18 protein-coding genes are annotated in these 19,128 nt (G+C 49.9%); 3 read left to right on the plus strand and 15 right to left on the minus strand.

The genetic code is table 11. The features are described from left to right. Positions 1–21 precede the first annotated feature (21 nt). Genes DX130_RS15535 through DX130_RS15545 form a run of 3 tightly spaced genes read right to left on the minus strand, consistent with a single transcriptional unit; the run spans position 22 to position 2,804 of the window. On the minus strand, positions 22–855 hold the full coding sequence (locus tag DX130_RS15535; RefSeq protein WP_116046860.1) for an ABC transporter permease: 834 nt from the start codon (positions 853–855) through the stop codon (positions 22–24). After that, entirely contained in the window at positions 848–1,726 is an 879-nt protein-coding gene (locus DX130_RS15540; RefSeq protein WP_116046862.1) for an ABC transporter ATP-binding protein, read from the minus strand. The genes DX130_RS15535 and DX130_RS15540 overlap by 8 nt, the downstream gene beginning before the upstream one ends. Before the next feature lie 25 nt (positions 1,727–1,751). Then, a complete protein-coding gene (locus tag DX130_RS15545; protein WP_116046864.1) occupies positions 1,752–2,804 on the minus strand; it encodes an ABC transporter substrate-binding protein in 1,053 nt (350 codons plus the stop codon). A 385-nt stretch (positions 2,805–3,189) separates the two neighbouring features. Here DX130_RS15545 and DX130_RS15550 point away from each other — a divergent pair, with 385 nt between their 5' ends. Beyond that, entirely contained in the window at positions 3,190–4,464 is a 1,275-nt protein-coding gene (locus DX130_RS15550) for a helix-turn-helix domain-containing protein (RefSeq protein WP_116046866.1), read from the plus strand. A gap of 241 nt (positions 4,465–4,705) precedes the next feature. On the opposite strand, the gene DX130_RS15555 is transcribed toward DX130_RS15550, so the two are convergent. Next, positions 4,706–5,095 (minus strand): winged helix-turn-helix transcriptional regulator, encoded by a 390-nt coding sequence (locus DX130_RS15555; protein WP_116046868.1) that lies wholly within the window; start codon positions 5,093–5,095, stop codon positions 4,706–4,708. Between the two features lie 114 nt (positions 5,096–5,209). On the opposite strand from DX130_RS15555, the gene DX130_RS15560 reads away from it, so the two are divergent. Next, a complete protein-coding gene (locus tag DX130_RS15560) occupies positions 5,210–6,223 on the plus strand; it encodes a zinc-dependent alcohol dehydrogenase family protein (RefSeq protein WP_116046870.1) in 1,014 nt (337 codons plus the stop codon). Here the strand turns inward: DX130_RS15560 and DX130_RS15565 are convergent. The 11 genes from DX130_RS15565 to DX130_RS15615 form a co-directional block, all read right to left on the minus strand. After that, positions 6,220–7,032, minus strand: coding sequence for a response regulator transcription factor (locus DX130_RS15565; protein ID WP_116046872.1), 813 nt, complete (start codon positions 7,030–7,032; stop codon positions 6,220–6,222). The two genes, DX130_RS15560 and DX130_RS15565, sit on opposite strands and share 4 nt — an antisense overlap. Beyond that, entirely contained in the window at positions 7,004–8,722 is a 1,719-nt protein-coding gene (locus DX130_RS15570) for a sensor histidine kinase (RefSeq protein WP_116046875.1), read from the minus strand. Before DX130_RS15570 ends, DX130_RS15565 begins: the two co-directional genes overlap by 29 nt. A gap of 123 nt (positions 8,723–8,845) precedes the next feature. After that, positions 8,846–10,501: an ABC transporter permease gene (locus DX130_RS15575; protein WP_116046877.1), complete on the minus strand. Its 1,656-nt coding sequence runs from the start codon at positions 10,499–10,501 to the stop codon at positions 8,846–8,848. Beyond that, positions 10,498–11,604 (minus strand): ABC transporter ATP-binding protein, encoded by a 1,107-nt coding sequence (locus DX130_RS15580; protein ID WP_116046880.1) that lies wholly within the window; start codon positions 11,602–11,604, stop codon positions 10,498–10,500. Before DX130_RS15580 ends, DX130_RS15575 begins: the two co-directional genes overlap by 4 nt. A gap of 39 nt (positions 11,605–11,643) precedes the next feature. Next, a complete protein-coding gene (locus DX130_RS15585; RefSeq protein WP_116046882.1) occupies positions 11,644–12,678 on the minus strand; it encodes an ABC transporter substrate-binding protein in 1,035 nt (344 codons plus the stop codon). A 337-nt stretch (positions 12,679–13,015) separates the two neighbouring features. Next, on the minus strand, positions 13,016–13,294 hold the full coding sequence (locus DX130_RS15590) for a hypothetical protein (RefSeq protein WP_116046884.1): 279 nt from the start codon (positions 13,292–13,294) through the stop codon (positions 13,016–13,018). A 473-nt stretch (positions 13,295–13,767) separates the two neighbouring features. Then, positions 13,768–14,580: a GyrI-like domain-containing protein gene (locus DX130_RS15595; RefSeq protein ID WP_165861305.1), complete on the minus strand. Its 813-nt coding sequence runs from the start codon at positions 14,578–14,580 to the stop codon at positions 13,768–13,770. A gap of 452 nt (positions 14,581–15,032) precedes the next feature. Then, the gene (gene csaA, locus DX130_RS15600; RefSeq protein WP_116046889.1) at positions 15,033–15,362 is read right to left on the minus strand and encodes a chaperone CsaA; all 330 of its coding nucleotides are present in this window, start codon (positions 15,360–15,362) and stop codon (positions 15,033–15,035) included. Positions 15,363–15,448: 86 nt separating this feature from the next. Further along, positions 15,449–16,363, minus strand: a complete 915-nt coding sequence (locus DX130_RS15605; RefSeq protein WP_116046891.1) for a DMT family transporter — start codon at positions 16,361–16,363, stop codon at positions 15,449–15,451. A gap of 250 nt (positions 16,364–16,613) precedes the next feature. Further along, a complete protein-coding gene (locus tag DX130_RS15610) occupies positions 16,614–17,339 on the minus strand; it encodes a helix-turn-helix transcriptional regulator (RefSeq protein WP_116046893.1) in 726 nt (241 codons plus the stop codon). Positions 17,340–17,467: 128 nt separating this feature from the next. Then, positions 17,468–18,310 (minus strand): class I SAM-dependent methyltransferase, encoded by an 843-nt coding sequence (locus DX130_RS15615; protein WP_116046895.1) that lies wholly within the window; start codon positions 18,308–18,310, stop codon positions 17,468–17,470. Positions 18,311–18,543: 233 nt separating this feature from the next. On the opposite strand from DX130_RS15615, the gene DX130_RS15620 reads away from it, so the two are divergent. Then, on the plus strand, positions 18,544–19,044 hold the full coding sequence (locus DX130_RS15620) for a GNAT family N-acetyltransferase (protein WP_240644528.1): 501 nt from the start codon (positions 18,544–18,546) through the stop codon (positions 19,042–19,044). Positions 19,045–19,128: the final 84 nt, after the last annotated feature.

A 19,128-nucleotide genomic window follows, 5' to 3' on the forward strand; every position in this document is an offset into this window, starting at 1 on the left:
TTTGCCAGCATATCGCTGAATCTAATCTCTTACGTTCTGCTTCCAGCCAGTCAGCCGTTTCTCCAACGTCACCAGCAAATAGTTCACAATGAGGCCAATAACAGAAATCGTAATAATGCCCGCGTACATCTCGGTGATCAAAAAGCTGAACTGAGCGTATTGGATCAAATAACCCAGCCCCGAGGTCGCGCCTACCATCTCAGCCGCCACCAGCACCAGAATGGAGCTGGCTCCCGCCTGTCTAATGCCGACGAAGATCGTAGGGATCGAAGCCGGAACAATCACTTTGCGGAAAAGACTGATAGCATTCAGCCCCATGGAACGGGCCGACTTGATAAGCAGCGGATCGACGTTCTTCACCCCGCTAATCGTATTGAGCAGCAACGGGAAGATACATGCGTAGAACACGATTGCCACCTTCGACGTCTCGCCAAGACCGAGCAGCAAGATGAATACCGGCAGAATAGCCAGTGCAGCTGTATTGCGCATCAATTCCAGGAACGGATTCAAATATTCAGCGACCGGCCTCCACCATCCGATGGCAAGACCAAGCGGAATGCTGACCGCAATAGCGAGCAAGAGGCCGCCGATGGAGCGCGTCAGACTGGCAACCGTATGGTCAAGCAGATCACCCGACAGCAGCAGTTGCCACCATGTCGCGAGTACCTTGGAGATAGGCGGAAAAAACGTAATATTGATAATGCCAAGCCTCGGCGTAATTTCCCAGATCGCCAGTAGGACTACAATCACAATCGATTTTTTGAACAGCTTGCGCAGAGCGGCGAATGACCAGCGCACAGCGTCTACATTTTTTGCTTTAGGCCAGGCCAGCTCTCCCACTCTTCCATTAGCCATGTCCAACCACTCCTTTCCTCGAGCCCGCTGACGACTTGAAGCTGTCCAGTGTCTTTGTCTTCTCCTGCTCCTGTGCGCGGACTACCTCATCCTTCAGCAGCTCCCATATCTCGTGGCGCAGTCGGACGAACTCCGGATTTGCGCGCAAATCCTCTTCCTTGCTGCGGGATTCGAATGGAATATCAATCACTTGCTTGATCCTCCCCGGACGAGAGGACATGACCGCCACTCGCTGGCCGAGATATACCGCTTCTTCAATGCCATGCGTAATAAAAATGATCGTCTTCTTCGTCGTCTCCCAAATGCGCAGCAGCTCGCTCTGCAGCGTTTCCCTTGTCTGGGCATCCAGCGCCGCGAACGGCTCATCCATCAGCAGCACTTCAGGATCGTATGCCAGACTGCGCGCAATCGCCACGCGCTGCTTCATGCCGCCCGACAGCTCATGAGGATAGCGATGCTCGAAGCCGGAGAGTCCCACCAGATCGATATAGGCTCTGGCCTTTTTCCTGCGCTCCTCGCGCCCAACGCCTTTCGCTTCCAGACCAAACTCCACATTGCCAAGCGCGGTCTTCCACGGGAACAAGGCATATTGTTGAAATACGATTCCCCTATCCAGATTAGGGCCGGTAATCGGCTTGCCGTCTAGCAGAATGCGACCGCTATTGGGTGTGGTCAATCCTGCTAATAGATCAAGCAAAGTTGATTTGCCGCAGCCGCTCGGACCTACGATGACCATAAACTCCCCTTGCCGGACTTCAAGATTAATATCATGCAAGGCTGACAACGGCTGAGCGTCCTCCTTCAGTGCCCCCATATTCCGCTTGATCCGAAATGATTTCTGCACATGCTCTATACTTATCTTGACGGTCATTGCTTGCTCCCCCTTCTACTAGCTCTCATTTATGGAAAGGATTTAGCTCATTCGTGTACAGGTCAGACGAGTTGTATTCTCCTGCCTTCAACTCTCCTTCGTTGACTAGCCAGTCGATCCAGGTTCCAAATTCCTTCTCCGCAATTAGACCACCTTCACCTGCTACGCCGGTGCTTTTCCAATACTTGACGGTATCCTTGTCTTCCTTGCGATCCCGCTTCTGGACGATACTTTCGTATCGTGCAATCACTTCATCTCTCGGAGTAAGACGCGCCCATTCGATTGCTTTGGCTGTCGCTTCTACGAACTTGCGGGCGGTATTGGGATTCTCCTCGATAAATTTGTTCGTTAGCACGTAGCTTCCCGCGCTGAAGTTGCCGAACAGCTCCTTATCTGTGAATAGCGGCCGGATATCGCCCCGCTCCAGCGCCTTGTCGCGCAATAGACCGCCTAACGTCGCCACATCGATCTGCTTGGCCCGCAGCGTCTGCTCCGAAGTAACCGGAGGCACGACCACAAGCGCTACTTGCTTGATTTCCTCTGCCGTCAGTCCTTCCCGGTGCAAATATTCCTTAATGACAAATTCATGATGAGCACCAAGCGTATTGACTGCGATTCGCTTGCCTATCAAATCCCGCGCCGACTTGATCGGACTGTCATCAAGCACGTAATATCCCGTCCAGGTGTTGTCATCGACACCATAGTAGCTGATGACCGACTTAATTGGCGCTTTGGCGGCAATAAGCTTCACAATAGCTCCATTAAACGCCCCGCCAAACTCCGTGTCACCGGTGACAACGGCTTGAATATCTTGCGGACCGCTGATCGTATTGCCTATAAATTTCAGCTTCAGCGGCGCCAGATAACCCAGATCCTCCGCCAGCTCTGGAAAAGTTACCGCCCCTACGCTGCCTTGATAACGAAGCTCCGTCACCTCCAGCTTCTCGCCACTGGTCGAAGCTGATACAGCAGAATCTGATTTGCCGCCGCATGCGCTGAGCGTCACTGCTGCTGCAAGCAGCACTAGAAATAGCCAAATAGAACTTGCGCCTGTATGGTTCTGAACCCTTTTCTTCATACTTGAATCCCCACCCTATTTGTCATATTATTCTGTCTATTTGTTGTAAAGCTCTTCCCATGTGCACCCGCAGTCACTGTCTCTGCGTGCTTCAGCATGCCAGACAACAATAGAAATCCCACATCACTTCCCAGCCGGGACTTCTCTGCTTACTCGTCATCGGCTCTCTCCCCCTCAGCCTGCATGGTCTATAAGCGACGTTTTTCAACAATCACATATATACTTATATTCCTATATACTTACTATGTTTAATTTCTTATAATTGACTATATGATTCCAAATTTCTTCTGTCAACGAAGCAAGCGCAAGTGACCACGTATGACCATGAATGACCACAAACGATCAATTGAAGCGGCGGCAAGTTGCTTGAAGGAGGGCGTATCCGATGTCATTACAGCAGTTTAATTTGCTTACTCTGCACGAGGCGATGGATTTGCTTGGTATCAGCAGATCCACCTTCGACCGTTGGCGGAGACAGAAGCAGCTTCCCTTTCGCAAGATCGGCAAAGAAATCTGGATTGACAAGACGGAGCTGGAGCTCTGGATTCATCGGCATGCCACCATTCTTCATAACGCAGCTTTGTTGAAGGAAAGCGTGAGGAACATGTCGAGCGGGCAACAGCCTTTCCCTGAAAGTGAGACCGTTTCACATGGACGACACGGTGCCTATGACGAGCCGCCGTTGGTCGTTGAAGTAGGTTTTCAGAGCCGTTCCGCACAAATTTGGACTTCCCTGATCATGAAAGAACTCGGTTGGTTCGAGGAAGAATTGTCCCATACCATGCCGGGTAAGGCCATTCAAGTGCAATGGACGGATGCGCCAAACGGGCCGGAGCTTGTTCAGGGCATGATCGGCGGGCGTATTCATATCGCCTCGCTTGGCGATTATCCTATTGCGCTATGCTCTTCGCTCGGCCAAGTGCTCCCCTCCTTTCGCCCAGTCCTGCTGGCTTGCGACGGCAAGACTGGGGCTGGTCAAGGGATTGCGCTCGTCATCCGCAATGGCATTCAGCTGAAAACCGCTTCCCACTTCGAAAGCTTGACGATATCAGCAGTCGCCCAATCCAGCTCCGGAGGACGCATGGCTAACATCTTGCAAGCTTTCGGCATTGAAGACAGCCAGGTTTTGCATAAGGAACTGGATGACAGTATAGTCAGCATGATGAGGGGGGAAATTTCGGGAAGTGTATTGAATGAACCTTACATCAGCCTCGCCAGACATCATGGACTGGGACGTGTACTGGTACAGGAAGAGCAAGGGGATGACTTTCTGACCGGTATTGTCGTTGATGAAGATTGGGCTAATCGTCATCCTGCCGTCATTGTGGCTTATCTCAAGGCGCATATACGCGTTCATCAATATGTGCGAACGTACCCGATACAAGCAGCCGGCATCATCTCCCGCCTTCAGGGCATTCCCGCCGAAGTCGCTGCATCCATCGTCTCCAGCGTGCGCTGGGATTCGACCCTGTACGAGAAGGAGCTGCATAGCTTGAACCGGCTGAATCAGGAACAATCTCGGAATAACGGCTGGCTCACTGCCGGTCACGGCATCCAGTACCGCTTCGAATATTTGTACGAGGCGATGGAAGCGCTCCGGCTGCCTGTCCCAGGAAGCGCGCTGCTCCATGAAGACTGGGCCGCTCGCTCGTTATACTAGTGAATCCATCCCAAAAGTAGATATGCTTGCTTAAGGAAACAGCTCGCTTGATGAAAATCATACGAAAAACAAAGAAATAGCGATGCGGGATGGTTATCCCTGCATCGCTATTTCTGCCTTCCCGTTGGTTACCGCCTTTTTTACCTTTTTGAGCGATTCCGAGCATTTAGTGTTGCCCTGCAGATTACTGCTCCTCTGGCGCGATTAGCAGCGCACGTCCTATCTGCGCAATGACAGAATCTCAGCTCTCCAACTGACGAACCTCACCATTTTCTTCGCTTAGCTCATAGCTCACTCTTGCCTGCTGTACGGATGGATAATGTTCGGCAGCCCATTCCTTCAACATTTTCATACAAGGAATCAGCGTTTTCCCAAGCGGGGTTAGCGTATAGTCTACGATAGGCGGAACAGATGGCGTCACCTTCCGTGTGACCAGACCGTCCCGCTCCAGTTGTCTAAGCGTTTGCGTCAGCATTTTTTGCGAGATGCCCTCGATACGTTTCTTGATCTCTCCATACCGAATGGTGCCTTCCTCCAGAGAGTAGATAACAAGCGCAGTCCATTTATTCGAGATGATCTCAAGCACATGGGTATAGCTGCAAGCTGTCAACGAAATATCCGCAGGCTTCATAAGCTCCGCCTCCTTACGCACCTTCAGGTTCGTAACCGACCTTAAAGTGCCGTCTAGCTACATCTTAGTCTATGGATTATGGTGTGTCTACAACCGTATAAGGAGTGTTGTACCATGAAGGCATACGTTATTCAAGGAGGTTTTGGCCTCGATCACGTCACAGAAGCGGACCTGCCAATCCCGTCCCCTGCACGGGGTGAAGTGCTCATTCGAATGAAAGCCGTTTCACTGAATGCGCGCGATATCGGTGTCATCGACGGGTTCTACAACCCTGAGCTGAGCGAGCCGCTTATTCCGGTGTCGGATGGAGTAGGCGAGGTTATCGCATTAGGGGAACAGGCCGGCAAGTTTCAGGTAGGCGAACGAGTAAGTCCGATTTTCACCCAAAGCTGGAAGTCCGGCGAGGCTACCCGAGAGAACTGGATCACTTCGTTAGGAAGTCCTCTTCAAGGACTACTTGCGGAATATGTGGTGTTTCCCGAGGAAGGTCTGGTTCGCGTCCCAGAGCATTTGACCGATATCGAAGCGGCGACGCTGCCCTGCGCCGGAGTTACCGCCTGGCATGCTATTGTCGAGGAAGGCAAGGTTAAGGAGGGAGATACTATCGTCGTACAAGGAACCGGTGGCGTCTCCCTATTCGCCCTTCAATTCGCCAAGCTTCAAGGTGCCAAAGTCATTGTCACTTCAAGCAGCGATATCAAATTAGCTCGGGCGAAAGCCTTAGGCGCCGATTACGGTATTCATTACAAGGATACGGAGCAATGGGACGAGGCCGTGTTGACTTACACAGAAGGACGAGGAGCCGATCATATCGTTGATCTCGGCGGCGGGACAACGCTCAATCGCTCCATCTCCGCATTGAGGGTTGGCGGCCAGATCAGCATGATCGGGATATTGTCGGGAGCGAGCGTCGATAGCCTCGCCATCGTCCCCGCCATCCTGAGAAGGGCAAGACTTCAAGCCATCAACGTAGGCAGCAGGGACATGTTCGAACGTATGAATGCCGCCATCGCTTATCATCAGCTTCGCCCTGTCGTTGATACCGTCTATCCATTCACGCAGGCTCTCGAAGCACTTAGCCATTTGGCGAAAGGATCGTACTTCGGCAAACTCGCCATCCAGTTCTAACCGTTTACGTCATTGTCCTCCTTCGCTCCGTGTCCGTACGTCTCCTGATAGTAGCTAGGCGTGCAGCCCGCGTATTTTTTGAATATGGCTATAAAATATTTATAATCCTTAAAGCCGACATCGGCGGCAATTGCGTACACTTTTTCATTGCTGCGCTGAAGCATCTCCATCGCTTTTTGAATACGGTATCGGTTCAGGAAATCGTTGAAGGTGTAGGTCGTCTCGCTCTTGAACTTCTGGTTCAGGTACGTCGCGCTGACCTCCAGCTTCTCCACCAAATCCTTAATGCTGATCTTCTCTGCATAATGCTCCTGTACGTATTGAATCATCTTTGACACGTAACGGGACGACGACTTGCCTGGCAGCTTCACGACTGAAGCCTGCTGGGCTTCCCCGCTTCCTGCACCGGATGTTATCATGGCGGCGTACTGTCGCTTCAACTCCACCTGGCTTTTGGCTCGCTCCAGAGCGGCCAGCAACTGCTCCTGCTCCAGCGGTTTGAGCAAGTATTCCGTCACGCCTAGCCGAATGGCAGCCTTGGCAAGCCGGAATTCATCGTAGCCCGATAGAATGATATAGCTGCAAGACGCTCCTTCTACGCTTTGTTCGATCATGGCGATTCCATCCATCAGCGGCATATTCACATCGACAATGACGATATCCGGCCGAAGCGCAGCAATCTGGCGCAATCCTTCTTCGCCATTCTCCGCTTCCCCCACGACGACACAGCCTGCACCCACCCAGTCAAAGGTAAAGCGCAGTCCTTTGCGAATCATCTCCTCATCTTCCACTAGAAGCACCTTGAACATCCGCTTCCTCCTTCCGGTATGGCAGCACAAAGGTAACCGCCGTCCCTTCCCCCTCGATGCTATCGATGCAGATGCCGTACCGTTCCCCGTACATCAGCACTAATCTTCTATGCAAATTATGAAGGCCAATATGAGGAGCGCGATTATCCTGCGACAGCATGATCGTCCGTACTTCCTCCAGTCGCTCCTTGCTCATCCCGCCGCCATCATCCTTCACTTCAATGATCAGATCATCGTCCTTCACATAGCCGACCACCGAGATCGAGACGGATTGACGCCGGCGATACCCGTATTTGATTGCGTTTTCAATGACTGGTTGCAGCATGAGCCGGGGAACCAACGCAGCCTTGGCCGCTTCCCCAACCTTCTCTCGGTATTGCAGCCTGTCCTTGAATCTCATCTGCTGCAGCTTCATATACCCTGCGATATATTCCAGATCGGTACCAAGCACAACCTGATCTCTTTCATTGCCGATGCTATAGCGCAAATGCCGAGAAAGCGTCAACACAATATCTTGAGCGAGCTTGTCATCCACGACAATGGCATACCTCAACATCTCCAGCACGTTAAAAATAAAATGGGGGTGAAACTGCGACTGCAGGTGCTTCACTTCAATGACTCTGCGCAAATCTGAAAGTTCCTCGTTTTTGGCGACCAACTCATTCAGCCGCCTTAGCATCAGATTGTATTGATTCGCAAGCGTATCGAATTCATCACCGGTCCCGATATAGACATACGAATCCATGTTGCCGGACTGCAGCTCCCTGACGGCATAGGTCAGCTTGTCCATCGCACGCGACTGACGAGTCGAGATCAAACGTGCAGAATACCGAATGAGCACCCACAGCAGCAAGCTGGCGAGTGCAAAAAATACGGCTAGTGACAAATAAGCGGCATGATTCCATTGAGCAGCGCTTAACGTATAGATTCGCCATTGCGTCAAAGGCACATACGTTTCCTTACTATAATATCTGCTGCCTTTGTCGATCCAGACATAGCCTTGTGATTGTCCGGCCAGGCTATATTTGTTCATCAGCCCCCGCGTCAAATTGTTTGTGCTGGCAATGATGTTGTGGTAAGGATCCGTTACGACAGCGATTTCATTATTTTGCACAAATATTAACTTCTGCAGGTCTTCCTCATACAACTGGTAAATCAGGTAACCGACTATTCCCCTGGCGTCTCGAATTTCTTGGGCAAAGGTATACGCCGTAAAACGATCATGGGAGAAGCGCAGATGGTTGGTCTCCGCCAATGCGGGTAAGCCTTGGCGATACATCCGTCTGGCAATGGCTTGCAGGGCGATATCTGTCGATTCCGAACCGTAATTGGCGGAGGAGGCTAACATATTCCCATCCGAGCCCAGGATATGCATTATACTCTTGACTGACTGACGGTTATTGAAAGTGTAAAAGCGTTCAAACACTTCCGGTCTGTCCTGCCGAGTCTTGACGAAGGAAATAACCGATTCCAGTTCAGCTGCTTCCTTCATTTCATTTTGATAGGAGCTGTATACGTCCTCCATGGCCGTTTTGATCTTTTTGCCCGCATCCGTCGTTTGACTCATCAAGATCAGCCGCGAATTAATCATCATAAACAACAGAAACAACACAAACAGAATCGAAATCGGTACAAGAGTATGAAGCAGAAACATTCGCCGAAGCGAATCTTTGAAACTCCCTTTGGCCACTTCCGCCCCTCCCCTAGTCTGGTTGTTCTAATATGATATACGATACACCGAAAAAGTCCATGCTCTCTTTCATCCCAAATGGACAAAAGGCCGGAACTCGCTTCCGCGAGTCCCGGTCCGGACTTACATGGTTACTTCTTTTTTACCCGACAGCTTGAAGAACAGGAGCAGTGAGATGACCGTAATAACTGTCAGCATCGTAGACAATGCGGCTGCAACGCCGTAATTGCCGCGCACGACTTCCGTATAGACTGCAACAGTCATCGTTCGAGTATTCCCGGTGTAGAGAATAATCGAAGTGCTGAGTTCGGTTATAATGCTGATCCAACTGATGATCGCACCAGCGAAGACGCCGGAGATCATCATCGGAACGGTAATCTTGAAGAATGTTCTCATCGTCGAGGAACCCAGGCTAATCGCCGCTTCCTCAATGCTATCGTTCACCTGATGCAGCACAGCTGCGCTAGAACGGATCGTATAAGGCAGACGCCGGATGACGAATGCCGCAATCAGGATGACAATCGTCCCGCTTAGCACCAGCGGAGGCTTGTTGAATGTGACAAGCAACGCAATACCGAGAATGGAGCCTGGCACAATGTACGGAAGCATCGTGAACGTGTCCAACAGATTGGCAACCGCACCTTTACGCTTCACTGTCACATATGCAATGAGCATCGCTGCCATCGTAATGATCACAATAGTAATACCTGCGATCAAAAAGGTATTGTAAATGGAATCGCCTACCTTGGAGAAGGCAGCCCGGTAACTATCCAGGGAATAACCGTCTACAAAGATTTTGCCTGACGTCTTCTGGAAGGACGTATAGGCGACATACGCTTGCGGCATCATTGCCAGAATCGTAAACAAGTAGACGTAGATATGAGCCGCTACGTTCGCAGCGCCCTTCAGCTTCTTGGGCTCGATCGGATTCAAGGCACTCATGCTGTAGGACTTCCGGTTCGCTACAAACTTCTGCAACAGGAACACAGCAGTCGCGAACACCACAACGATGACGCTTATCGCAGCAGCAAAGCCATCATCGCCGCCGACCTCGCTTATAAATTCGTTGAAGATCAACACCGGCACTGTACGGAATCCTTCGCCGATCAGCATCGGCGTTCCGAAGTCTGCGAATGCTCTCATGAAGACGAGCAAGCCGCCTGCCAGAAGCGTCGGCGTGATCAACGGCACGAGAATTTTCCACATTTTTTTAAGACCTGTGCAATTCATGCTTTCTGCGGCTTCCATAAGAGAGTTATCAACATTCTTGAGCGCTCCCGACACATACATGAAGATGAGCGGTGACAATTGAAGCGTCAGTACAAGCAGAATACCTGTAAATCCATAAATGTCTGGCAAGCGGAAACCAAAAACATCAAAGATGAAGTTAGTGATGACGCCATTGCGTCCAAGCAGCAGAATCCAAGCATACGCTCCGATAAACGGAGCAGACATCGACGAAATCAGAATCAAAATGCGCACCGTACCGCTGCCCTTGATTTTGGCAATCGTCATAATGTAAGCGAGCGGGCCAGCTACTATAACAGAAAGCAGAGTAACACTTACCGTTACCTTTATACTGTTCCAAACAGCGTTCATATAGTAGGCTTTACTGAAAAATTTCGTGAAGTATGCAAGAGAAAACTCGCCTGTAGATCCGTCAAAAAAGCTTTTGATCAGAAGCATGAACAAAGGCAAAGCTAAAAAGATTAAATACCCGGCAAAAATGACAAACGTAATCAGGGACCAAATGTCCCAGCGTTTCATCCGGCCGATCATTGTCCCGTCCCCCGATTCAAATTACGCTCACCGGTTGCATCGTATACATTGATCGTGTCTGACAGGATCGCCAGCCTTACAGTCTGCCCGATATCCGCCGTCTCAGCCGCGGTCGACTGCTGAATAATCTCGACCTCTTGTCCGTTATCAAGCAGAACGATCAAGTGCGTGTTCAGACCCAGGAAGACATTGTTGATCACTTTGCCCGCAAGTCCTTTGCCGTCCTCGGACAACACAAGCTCCTCCGGTCGAACAGAAAGTCGGACATCTAAGGACTGTCCTGGCTTCGCCTTTGAGCTTAGCACCGGCATCGACAGCGTATAATCACGACCGACGTGGACTACTGCGCCGCCCCCCTCTACGCTCTCAAGTTTAGCGTCGATCACGTTCGTCCGTCCAATGAAAGTCGCTACGAACAGATTGGCTGGACGCTGATAAATATCCCTAGGCGTGCCGATCTGCTGGATAACTCCCGAATTCATGATGGCAATACGATCGGAAACGGCCATCGCCTCTTCTTGGTCATGCGTTACATACACAGTTGTAATGCCTACTTCTCGTTGAATGGACTTGATCGCATTACGCATATCTACGCGAAGCTTCGCATCCAGATTGGAGAGCGGCTCATCCATCAGCAGAACGTCAGGATTGATGACAATCGCTCTTGCCAGCGCTACACGCTGCTGCTGACCGCCGGACAAGTTTTTCGGCATTCTGTTTTTATATTGATCGATTTGCACGGTATACAACATTTCGCTTACTCTGCGCTGCTGTTCCGCTTTGGCTACTTTACGGTTTTGCAAACCAAATGCGACATTCTCGGATACGCTCAAGTGAGGGAAGATCGCATAATTCTGGAATACCATGCCGATATTCCGTTTTCCCGGAGCAACATCATTCATCACCTTGTCATTAAAAGCGAGAGCCCCGCCTTCAATGCTATTGAAACCCGCTACCATGCGAAGCAACGTTGTTTTCCCGCAACCCGAAGGACCCAGAAGGGTGAAGAACTCACCCTTCTTAATGTCCAAATTCAGCTCGGGGATAACGGTAGTGTCGCCATATTTTTTTACGATGTCTTGGAAGGATATCGCAACGCTCATGTTATGCACCCGCTTTCCCTTAATTCGTTTGTATTTCTATTATTTCGCGATTTTTGTGAAGAGGTCCGTATAGCGCTCTACAATGGACGCTTTGTTTTCAGCAACGTAAGCTACGTCTTCTTGAATGACTTTAATTTGATCGATTGGCGTCATGAAGTCGCCGATTGCTGCTTCAGAGTGAAGCGGACGATTCGTCGTTTGCTGTCCAAGCGCATCTTGTCCTTCTTTAGATGTCAGGAAGTCGAGAAACTTCTTGGCGTTCTCTTGGTTTTTGGAGCCTTTCACGACTCCAGCGCCTGCATCCAGGAATACCGCGCCTTCCTTCGGATACACTACCTTCACCGGAGCGCCGTCTTTCACATAGCTGACAGCTGGGTCTTCATAAGTCAAAGCTACAACATATTCGCCGTCGGCTACGCTCTTATGCGCTTTGCTGGAGCTGCCGGCGATTTTGCCGTCCAGATTCTCAAGCAATTTCGCTACATAGTCCCAACCAGCGTCGGATGTGTAATCGCCGCCAATTGCTTTCAGCATGTTGGTCAGTTGGGCAAACGCGGAGCTGGAGTTCGCAGGGTCTGCCATCGCGATTTTGCCTTTCAGCGCCGGATTGAGCAAGTCCTCATAACCGTTGATTTCAAGGTCGCCCGCCAGGTTCGTGTTCACCAGCATTACGCTTCCGTCCGATACATAAGGTGTCATAAAGCCCGTCGAATTCCGATGGCCTTCAAGCAAGTCTTTGTCGTTCGCCGATACATAGTTCTCGAACAGATCGGCGTTATCGCTGAACAATGCAAATGCGCCACCGAACATAACGTCTGCGTAAGGATTCGCTTTTTCAGACTGGATACGCTTGATCAACTCACCGCTACCTGCAGATACCAGCTCTACAGTAATGCCTGTTTGTTTCTCAAACGTTGGAATAAGTGCATTCAGCATAGCTTCACTGTTCGGCGTATAGATGACCAGCTTATTCGATCCGCCCGATGAGCCGTTGCCCGAATTGCCGCCGCCGCATGCCGCAAGCATAGCCACTAACATTGTAAGAATAATTGACGTGCTCAACCACTTTTTCATTATTCCTTCACCCCTTATTTGAATGTAGGTTCATTCTAATCCGAATGTAAGCGCATTAAAATCCTATTATTCAACACAATCATCTAAAATTCGAAACTCTTCACGTTTTGCGTTACTATATGTTACATCAAATTATGGGTGGATGATCGATTGTTTGATTCGTAGTGTTTGTCGATATGGCGGGGATCAACCAAAAAAAGCCGATTCCGGCAAAGTGCCGAAACCAGCTTTCTAGGCTGTGATACAAATATATATAGAGGGATATTCGTGAAACCTCGATCCCCTCTGGGATTGTTGTTCGTTGCAATCGTTTAAGTAGATGATATGTTTAGTTTGCTTAAGCCGATACTCTGGTTCTCCAATGGACAACGCCTGCAATGAGCAAATGGATAGCCAGCAGTATGCCTAACAGCATGAAGGTGACAATATCGGCAATACCGCTGTATCCTTTCTGGAAGAAGGCAAATTTGATTCCAGTACCCGCCAGGCCTGCCACAATAACAAGTGAAGGGATCCAAACAAACTTCCTTGGGACCTCCGGACGTACAGCCCAGATATAATATAATGCCGACAACAGCCCTACGGCCAACATGACCAACATCCAAAACTGGTTCATTCCGTCACCGCCTCTCTGTTCATTCTTGTGCGTTGTAGCTGTAATGAGTTATATGGCTCTCTTCTGCTGCTTGTCACTCTTCTACCGCTTGCCTCTTTCATGCTGCTACCTCACTTTTACCGCATGCCGAGCTTCTCAGCTTCCATCTCTCTCTATGCATTCACAGCTCCCCTTTTGAATGACATATTTAACTATATTTTACGATAGCCACGACGTAATTGTTTCATTTCATAAAAAAAATCCCGCAATCGCATTCTCACAGAACATGATTGGGGATTTGGTGTGCTGCCAAGCAATAAGCTTTGACTCGCAACACTAATCCGATTTTCTCTCATTAGAGAGCATCAGCATTGCCTCTCAATGCTAACGCCGACCTTCACACAGCCTATGCTGCGTGAAGGTCGGCGTGTGCCTCCTGCTCAAGCACTCGAGCGGCATCTTCCGCTTAAAGCTCTCCTTAGCTTCCTGTTCCCCTACTCAATCGGAATATAAATGTCGACTTCCGAGCTGTCGGACTCTGGTCCATGGAACCGCTCATCGTAACGCTCAAAGTCGATGCCCTTGGTCAACTTAAGTCCTTGCAGCGACAGCCATTTTCCGTAGATCAGCTCATATGTTTCACCCATGCTTTCTGTCTTTCCTTTATGGGTGAACACCGCATAGCGCTGAGCAGGTACATCCACCTTTGTCATACCTGCAGGAGGCTGCTCCCCATATGCTTCATAGCTTGCGACATAAGTGAAATCTTCACACTCATCCATCGGAATGCAGATGCCGTAGCTCACCTTCGGTTCACGTTTGCCCTCGATCTCATGTTCCCGCTGAATAAAACTTCCCCACATTGTAGGGATATCCCCTTCACGGGACTGGCTGTTCCAAGCAATTCCCACAACGGTAAACGCTTCTTTCTCCACTACTTTTGGTTCCATAGGTATTCCTCCCGTACTCGTCATATACTCGACCATGCGATGAATATCATGGAGCTGCCTATTCAGGGAACCCACCTCGTCTTGAATAGCATCCGCCCGCTGTTGCAGGAGCCTTTTGATGTAATCGGCGTCCTTCAGCGTACCGTTGCGCTTCATCTCCTGAATAGAATCGATGCTTAAGCCCATCGACCGTAAAAATAGAATTGTGCGCAATTCCGGCAATTGCTCAGGCGCATACAGACGATAGAGGTTATCCGCCCCTACTTGAGCAGGTGTAAAAAGCCCTATCGCATCATAATGCCGGAGCGTCTTCGCCGTGATGCCATACAAACGCGCGACAAGTCCAATCGTTAGCATATCCATAACTTCCTTTCATCGTGGCCGGTAATCACATCGTACTGCCTTGCCCTTGGGGCAAGGTCAACACCTATTTCACAAAAAGTTTTCGGCTATGAAAGTACCGGAAACTTCTGCGCAACTAACTATATATTTGTTTCAAATCAAACGTCAAAAAATCAAGTATAAGAGGCAAAAAATAGCTTCATTCCTAAAACAACGTTCGACAAGAAGAAACGGTTTCCTTTTTATTGGAGTAAAAGTTGAATAGTCCCGCTTTGCCCAATCATTCAGTCTGTTGCTCGCAACATCGCCAATTCCGCACGTTGCCCCCGGTATGCAGTGTCGTGGTAATCGTAGACTAACAAAAAATCCAAAAAGGCTGCGCCAGTCGCCAACACGACTTATCGCAACCTTCTCATTCTACAACGAATGCACCGATCTCAATTCATACGTACACGAACCGCCGCCGGTTAGGCAATAGGCGTTCCGTTCGGAACAGGCGCATCCGGCCTTAACAGAACCACGTCGCCTTCCTCCGGCATGCCGCCCAGCACCAGCACTTCCGACTTGAAGCCGGCAATTCGCCGCACTGGAAAGTTCACAACGGCTGTAACCTGACGTCCAATCAGCCCCTCCGGTTCATATCGCCGTGTAATCTGAGCGGAAGACTGCTTGATGCCAAGCGGGCCAAAGTCAATCCTTAGTTTAATCGCCGGATTCCGCGCTTCCGGGAAAGGCTCCGCCTCAACAATCGTTCCTATCCGAATATCCAACTTCATGAAATCCTCAATCTCAGCCATTTTTCCATACCTCCTGCTTCAGGTTTTTCCTGTCTACGCTTCCGAATGACCTCATTCCGCAAGCGAGCCATCAATCTATCCCCATGTTACTTTCTGGATAAGGAGCCCTGCCGGATGCCAGTCTGGAACAGCTTCATCGGATTCAACTGAATATTGCCTGACATGAATAACCCCGTCACGACAAACATCGTCGCCACTATATCGAAAGCTGTAATCTTCTCATGCAACAGTACCGCTGCCAACATATAGCCAAAGATCGGTGTCATGAACAACCAATTATTTGCCTTGACCGCATCCCGCTTCAGCATGTAGAACCAGAGAAGCATACTCCCAATTGAAATCACGAGCACTAGCCACAGCAGCGAACCTGCCAGATTCAAGTCCAGTTTTAAGAAAAATTGATCCTTCTCTATGAAATAAGCCAGCGGTACAGACACCGCCCCACCAATAGATAGCTGCCATGTATTAATGACAATGCCCGGAAGCTGCAAATTCGCTTTCTTGAAATACACGCTGCCGAGCGCCATAGAGGTCATACCGATACCGATCAGCAGGAAGCCGATCAGCTTGCCTTCCGCGCTTGCAAGAGCTGGCCAGACCGCAATCAATAATCCAAATGCGGCGACACCCATTCCTATCCATTCTTTGATGGAGATGCTGCGCTTCAACCATATGTAGGACAGAAAAGCAACGAGGAATGGATTGACAGCCACAAACAAATTAAATAATCCAGCAGACACATAGTTCAGCGCCCATAAAGTCGCTCCTATATATATGGTCGTATTAAGTAATCCCAATACAATAAGCGGTCCGAATTCCTTCCGACTCGGCCAAGGATATTTGCGGCTAATCCCATAAACAAATATCAACATCAACGTGCCCGCTAGTATAAATCGAATCGAGGCGAGCGCAAGCGGCGTCGTAGATTGCAGGCCGAACTTGATCGCAATCGAAGCTGACGACCATAACAATGAAAATAATAAGCCTAATACCGTTTCCATGTCTTACTCCTTTACATGTGCAGATACAATGTTCGCTGCTGCGTAGACCGGTTCCGGCAATCGCATTCAGCACCCTCCCATATAAAAAATAACCGTGGCGCTTTCCTCACAGTTATCAAAGAGGTTCCCGTCAAACCGGGATCTATTTCATTGTATCCCTCTGCAAAAATCGGTTTTGACCGATTGCCGGACACTTTTTACCGGATGTCGCCAGGTTGGTTGAAAAGCACAAAAAAAGCCCGCCTGCCGATTAGGACAAGCGAGCGGGATTCAATTTCCGGAATTGACTTGGCGTGACTCGTTCGTACTGCTGGAACAATCTCGTCAAGGAGGATTGATGCTCCAGACCGACCTGAACCGCAATATTCAGAATCGACAGATTCGTGTCCCTCAGCAGCTCCTTTGCTTTGCTCAGGCGAACTTCCTGGATATAAGCCGAAGGCGTCTTGCCTGTCTCCTTCAAAAACCAGTCGGAATAATACGATCGGTTGTAATGCTCCATCTCAGCCAGCTTTTGCACCGTTAACGGTTCATCATAATGCTCATGAATATATTGAATGGATCTTGGCTTCTGCTCCTGAACCAAACAATGCGAGATATAAGGGAACAGCTCCTTCAACGCCGGCCCATGCTCCGACTGACGTTCCAACTCGCTTAAAATAAGGTAGCGGATGCCCTTCCACTGATTATTCACCGGACATGAAATCCCCCGGTCCCCCAATTCAATCGAAGACAGCATGAAATGAGGAATGTCCAGCACCAAAAACTCGTTGCGAACGACGGAGTGATACGTATGCTCGCAGGCTGGCGGCACGTAGAGCAGCGTGTCCGTGTTCATCATCATGCTGCTGGGACCGGCCGTAATCTGGAGCTCCCCCTGGAGCGGAATAATCAGCTGTCCGTAGCCATGGCTATGGGTATGTTTGTTAGCGGTATAGGTACGCCGTTCGGCGATAATGTCTCTAAAGGTGTCCATCTCATCTTGCTCCTCTAATCTTCTCCCTATGATCATAACAAATTATACACTAGCTTTAAACCTGGAAGTTAGAACCGCAAGCAGTGAATTTTAGGGCTCGAATGGTCTGCTCCCGGCACATTCAACGTTTATAAAGCAGCCATGACATAAGTTGCCATCGGTCCGACTCCATGCCGCTCCACAGTCTCCTCCAACAGATAGACTTGCGCTTCGATCAAATCACGCAGCTTTTCGGGCAAATGGGAGATAGCCTCCAGCTCATGACGGTGCTCGGCCAACGTATATTCAGCCTCCCACTTCCCATCCTGTAACTCCGATGACAGAATCGACTGCTCCTCGCTGACGCTCCAGCCCGCCTTTTCAGCTATTGCGTTGATCTGGGGAGGCGTGAACAGCGTCCGCACATTAGAGCTGCTGGATGTCTTGTACACTTCGTATTGCGCTTGAATCAGTACCGCAAGAAAATGCGCATACTGCTGCTGGCTGCTGATCCGCGCATCCCATTCGGCGAAGCACAGCCGCCTGGCCCAAGGACGGACCTTGGCTAACAAGCTGCCTAGCTGAGCGGCCGATTGAAAATACCAGGAGCAATGCGACAACACGATTACATCGAAAGAATCAGGAGGAAATTCCACCCCGGAATGAAGCACATCCTTCTCGAAATCAATCTGTATCCGGCTGCCCAGCGGAGAGCTCTTCAATCGCAGTGCCGCTTCACCTAATGTAACGGGAGCGCCGTAGTCGGGCGGTGCAATGTCAATACCGTGAATAAATCCGCTCTCTCCGGTCAAATAAGCCAGAACAGCCGTCGTGTCTCCTTGCCCGCAGCCAATCTCAAGGACCCGTTCTCCCTCCCTAATGCCCCATATCCCGGCAAGCTTCAAACGGTGTTCGGTCTGTATCCGCTGTATTTCTGCGCCCTCTCCGCTGGCGCCCATGCACTCGATAATAAATGAAACGGGATGAATCATGATGCCTCCTATGAACAACGATTATGCTTGTCTTGAGGACTGCATAATTCGGATATACTTTGATTGTACTACTCAAGATGCAGCTGTACCAATCCCAATACCGCTGTCGTCTCTCTATCACATACCTTTTCCAAATCAACATGCAGCAGCTCCGTCCCTACTATTATCCGAAGGAGTGATGATATGTGTTTACGATCGATTATACTCGTTAGGCAATGGGAGGCAAAACGGAAATGATGACTAAGAAGATGCACTTTAAGGCTTCCGATCGAATGAGGGAACGGTTCAGTCCTTCGGTAGAACTTCAGCCAATCACTCAGCATAACTGGTATGCATGCACTCAGTTGGAAGTCACAGCAGAACAAACAAACGTTTTCCCTGTCCCGACGGTTTATTGGCTTGCGGAGTCGGCTTATTGCGGCTTTACGCCTCTGGCTATGTACCATTCCGAGCAGCTTATAGGCTTGGCGGTATATGCTATCGATCCGGAAGACGGAAGCTATTGGATCATGGCTTATTTGATTGATCATCGACATCAACGAAAGGGCTTGGGATTAAGCGGCATGAAGGAGCTTATCTGTCATATCAGCGAGAAGCATGGCTGCGACACGATCGTGCTGGGGCACCGGATCGAGAATAGGCAAGCTGCCAAATTATACGAAGCTCTGGGATTTGCAGAAGTGAGCCGTGACGACCATGAAGTGAGGCGGGAGCTGCGCCTAGGGAAGGAATAAATGACTATAAGCCACCGTGAATACGGCGGCCTGATAGTGCCAACGGTAGAATACCGATTTATTCGGTTTTAGTTTAACGAAATT

Source organism: Paenibacillus paeoniae (assembly GCF_003388735.1).
GTDB lineage: Bacteria > Bacillota > Bacilli > Paenibacillales > Paenibacillaceae > Pristimantibacillus > Pristimantibacillus paeoniae.